Origin of the sequence: Mycetohabitans sp. B2, assembly GCF_021733735.1 — a bacterium.
GTDB classification, from domain to species: Bacteria; Pseudomonadota; Gammaproteobacteria; order Burkholderiales; family Burkholderiaceae; genus Mycetohabitans; species Mycetohabitans rhizoxinica.
This window is the reverse complement of sequence record NZ_JAHKSP010000131.1, coordinates 1-3,871: the sequence shown is the minus strand read 5'-3', so window position 1 is coordinate 3,871 and position 3,871 is coordinate 1. Positions and strand designations below refer to the sequence as shown.

4 protein-coding genes and 2 pseudogenes are annotated in these 3,871 nt (G+C 52.3%); 3 read left to right on the top strand and 3 right to left on the bottom strand.

Annotated features, from left to right (window positions below):
- On the top strand, positions 1-372 hold a 372-nt coding region (locus KPG66_RS17065; RefSeq protein WP_237071634.1), incomplete at its 5' end, for a hypothetical protein.
- A gap of 52 nt (positions 373-424) precedes the next feature.
- On the opposite strand, the pseudogene KPG66_RS17060 reads toward KPG66_RS17065, so the two are convergent.
- Positions 425-643 (bottom strand): annotated as a pseudogene (locus tag KPG66_RS17060) (helix-turn-helix domain-containing protein); the annotation flags it as partial.
- A 233-nt stretch (positions 644-876) separates the two neighbouring features.
- Here KPG66_RS17060 and KPG66_RS17055 point away from each other — a divergent pair.
- Positions 877-1,905: pseudogene (locus KPG66_RS17055) on the top strand (IS3 family transposase).
- A 13-nt stretch (positions 1,906-1,918) separates the two neighbouring features.
- On the opposite strand, the gene KPG66_RS17050 reads toward KPG66_RS17055, so the two are convergent.
- Together KPG66_RS17050 and KPG66_RS17045 are read right to left on the bottom strand one after the other, a co-directional pair.
- Entirely contained in the window at positions 1,919-2,092 is a 174-nt protein-coding gene (locus KPG66_RS17050; protein WP_237071633.1) for a Mu transposase domain-containing protein, read from the bottom strand.
- A gap of 557 nt (positions 2,093-2,649) precedes the next feature.
- Positions 2,650-2,889 carry a hypothetical protein gene (locus tag KPG66_RS17045; RefSeq protein WP_237071632.1) on the bottom strand — a complete coding sequence of 80 codons (240 nt, stop codon included), beginning with the start codon at positions 2,887-2,889 and terminating at the stop codon, positions 2,650-2,652.
- A gap of 432 nt (positions 2,890-3,321) precedes the next feature.
- On the opposite strand from KPG66_RS17045, the gene KPG66_RS17040 reads away from it, so the two are divergent.
- Positions 3,322-3,714: a hypothetical protein gene (locus KPG66_RS17040; protein WP_237071631.1), complete on the top strand. Its 393-nt coding sequence runs from the start codon at positions 3,322-3,324 to the stop codon at positions 3,712-3,714.
- Positions 3,715-3,871: the final 157 nt, after the last annotated feature.

Sequence of the window (3,871 nt, the reverse complement as noted above, 5' to 3'; positions counted from 1 at the left end):
GCATCCGTAATCTTTTCAACCATTTTTCCTATTTCCGCTTTCGCTGATATACAGGAAATAGAAGCACAATGTACGACGGGAGGAACTAGCTCAAGTGGAGAGAGAAAAGGTTGTGATTCAGCGTTAAGTAGCTTTACTGCTCCAGAAGGATATTTTATTGCACAGAAAACCTTAAATGGTGGATTAATAGAGTCAAATGGATCTGAAAAAGATTGTCGTGTTGGATGGGCGGATAACACCGATGTCATTCCTGGCGTTACCCAACCTCGAACCATTACTTTGCAAGCACATGCGAGAAGCCCTAAAGGGCATGGTTCCGGTCGTGGATGGGCAAGATGTAAATACACTTTCGAAGTAAATAAAATACCATAATAGAATAAGTAAATTATATATCTTGTCGGAGTGGTTATTGGCGCACCGGTAATTTGTACTCGGCACGCAGTCGGAGGATTGTTGCTCGATCGGCCTCAGACCTTCTGGCTTGGACTTCGGTGTAGAGCGGCGGCTTTGGGATTGGAGACCTACGTCGCTGGCTTCCTAATAGCGACGTAGCCATTCGTGAAGTGTCGGTCGGGAGATGCCACACCGCGCGTACCGTGAGGCCGACGTTACCGGTCTCGCGGTACACCGTTGTCAAGCGTATCTAAAATTTGGCTCTTCCCCACTTTGTGTGAACCTGCAGGTGACAATGACGATCAAGCCAGTATTGCATCACTCGGATAATCGGCATGGATTTTCCTTCCTTCAACGCCTGTTGCCCGCTACCGACATGTGCATTCTCGGATGGGAGAGGATCGGCAATCGGCTCATCGTTGTGACCTGCTCCCCGAGATTAGTACGGTGACGGTGTAGAGTCCGTTCTGAAGAGGAGCGGTCATGAAGAAACGATTCACCGAAGAACAGATTATTGGGGTGCTGAGGGAAGGCGAGGCAGGCCTGAAGCCAACGCAGCTTTGCCGCAAGCATGGCATCTCAGAAGCGACGTACTACAACTGGAAAGCGAAATTCGGCGGGATGACGGTTTCGGACGCGCAGCGCTTGAAGGCGCTGGAGCAGGAGAACAACAAACTCAAGCGTTTGCTAGCCGAATCGATGCTCGACAACGCGGCGTTGAAGGAGTTGCTGTCGCGAAAATAGCCAGCCCGCAGGCCAAACGCGAAGCGGTCCGGATATTGATGACCGAGCGCGCCATGGGTGTTACCCGTGCCTGCGGGCTGGCAGGGATTTCTCGCTCACTGTTTCACTATGAATCGCGCCGCCGGGGCGACGACGAAGTGTTGACTGGCCGGATAATGGCCATCGCTGCTCAAAAGCGGCGCTATGGCTATCGGCGGATTCACGTGCTGTTGCAGCGCGAGGGCTGGCTGATAAACCACAAACGTATCTGGCGGCTGTACAGCAAAGCCGCACTGAGTGTGCGCAAGCGGCAACGCAAGCGCATTGCCTGTGTCGAGCGTAAGCTGCTGCCGTTGCCAACGGGGCCGAACCAAAGCTGGTCGATGGACTTCGTCAGCGACGGGTTGGCCTATGGTCGGCGCTTTCGTTGCCTGAACGTGGTTGACGATTACACGCGTGAGTGCCTGGCTATCGAGGTCGATACCTCGTTGCCAGGCCTGTGAGTTAAGCAGGTGCTTAGTAGGTGTCATGCTCTCGTTCATCCGTCCCAGCAAACCAATGGAAAACGCCTACATCGAAAGCTTCAACGGTCGATTCCGCGACGCATGTCTGAACGAGCACGGGTTCGTTTCCATGCACCATGCCAAGCGTTTGATTGAGCAGTGGCGTATCGAGTACAACACCGAGCGGCCTCACAGCTCGCTCGGCTATCTGGCGCCGGTGCAGTTCGCGCAGGCGCACGAAGCGAAGAAATTTTTAGCCTCGGACTCTACCTGCGCTCCGTACTAAAACCGGGGGCAGGTCACAAACTCTCCAAGCGGATGCGCACTTTCAGCGTCGCCCCGATCAATCGTGACGGAACAGAGTAGTGGTTGTTGAGTACCCGAACTAAGCTGAAATGAGACACGCGCACCGTGACCTCGCGCGTGAAGCCCAGTGGTGCCTTGGGCAGCGCTCTAAGCGCTGCTTGGTCCACTTCGAATCGTTGCGTGCGAGTAAGGTTAGCTGCCGAACAAGTTCACCCAGAAAATGCTCATAGTCGCTACGCGTTCTGAAGTCTCGCGTGCCGCGAACCCGTAGCGCTTGATCCACGGCCTGTTTGAGCCGAAAGTGTGATTGTTCAACGTCACCATTTTGGTTAGCGCATCCGGCCGTATTTGCCGATGGCCGCATGCCGTAATGCGCGAGCAATGAACGATAGTTCTGTGTAAACTCGTGCATACCTTCACGATCGAGCTCGCGTACGGCTGCAGTCAGATTGTCTGTGCGGTGCAATTCCGGAACACCGCCAATTTGCCACAGGCACGCTTCAAGCCCATCGGCCAGCGCCTCGAAGCTCTCGGAGAAGCAAACGCGCACGGCCTCAACGTTTGAGTAAGTCAGCACCAAATGGTAGACAAGGTGCGGGAACGCGGTGCCCGAGATCGTCACTTTCAGGCTATTCCTCGAAGTGAAATCGGATTGGGCCATGCGCCCGGGGACATGCTCCGGTGCAAACATGACTTCTTGCTTCGGACCGTGACGTACTTGCCACTATTGAATGTGCCCCTGCAGCGTACGTAGCTGGCCTTCTTGATATCGCCCTGGAAACGCCTGACACAACAGCACGAACAGAGGCTTGGCCTGCAGCGCTGGGTCTCGCTTGAGCTGCTCCTCGACCCACGGCCAATCGAGGCTAAACGGATTCTCCCGCGTTCGATGCGTGCGTGGCTTCTTCAGTTGACTTGGTAATTTGCCAGCGCGCTCGTATTTGCGCACCGTGCGCTCACTCATGCCTGTGCGCGCTGCAGCCAGCTTCTGATCGCTCCTTTACGACGTTCTTCCTGCAACAATTTGATTTCTCCGTCTTTTTTCATGCAGGCTCCGCAAGGAGCCGCATGATAGCGACGGCCGCAACCTCAACAGTTCAGCCGCCAAACACCGGAAAATCTACTTGTCGCCACCGGCAAAAGTAATTGTCGCTAGACAAGGGCGAGAAAAGCCACAGCTTGGTTAGATAAAGGTAAACTCTAAAGAGCTTCTAATGTTTATGGTTGACAGATCCATTTGTTAAAAACTATAACAGCAGCTGCATCATTAACGGCTCTCGTTGTCTCGGCAACGCTTGTTTCGGCAAGTTTATGATTGGCTTACTTGTAACCGTGGTGGTTTGAGCATATCTTTTACTCTGCTTACTATCACAGCTTGACAAACTAGGAGAGGATGATGATTGCAAAACTGTGGGCGTCCGTATTTTTTTCAACCATTTTTCCTGTTTCCGCTTTTGCTGATACACAAGAAATAGTAGCTGAGTGTAGAACGCAAGGAACTAGCTTACCTGGTGCTGTAGGAGGCTGCGATTCACAGGTGAGTCGACTTACTGCTCCTGAAGGGTACGCTCTATTAAGGGAATCCTTAAAAGGTGGGTTAGTAGAAAAGAATGGTTCTGAAAACGATTGCCGTATTGGATGGGCAGATTACGTCGATGTTATTCCTGGCGTTACACAACCTCGAACCATTACTTTGCAAGCACATGCGAGAAGCCCCAAAGGGCACGGTTTTGGCCGTGGGTGGACAAAATGTAAATACACCGTCGAAATGGTTAAATTGCCAGGATGATAATAAGTAAGTTATTTATTTTGACCAGCGCGGCTGAGGCTACCCCAAGAAACTGGGCCATTCAAAAGTAGAAAAATCCGGCATGATGCAACCTTAACAAGCAGAAGGTCATGTCGTGAAGAAGAGCAGATACACTGAAGAACAGATTACATTTGCG

Bases quoted from the DNA above. Each gene is read 5' to 3' on its own strand.
- KPG66_RS17040 (WP_237071631.1), top strand. From the start codon at position 3,322: ATGATTGCAAAACTGTGGGCGTCCGTATTTTTTTCAACCATTTTTCCT.
- KPG66_RS17045 (WP_237071632.1), bottom strand. From the start codon at position 2,889: ATGAGTGAGCGCACGGTGCGCAAATACGAGCGCGCTGGCAAATTACCA.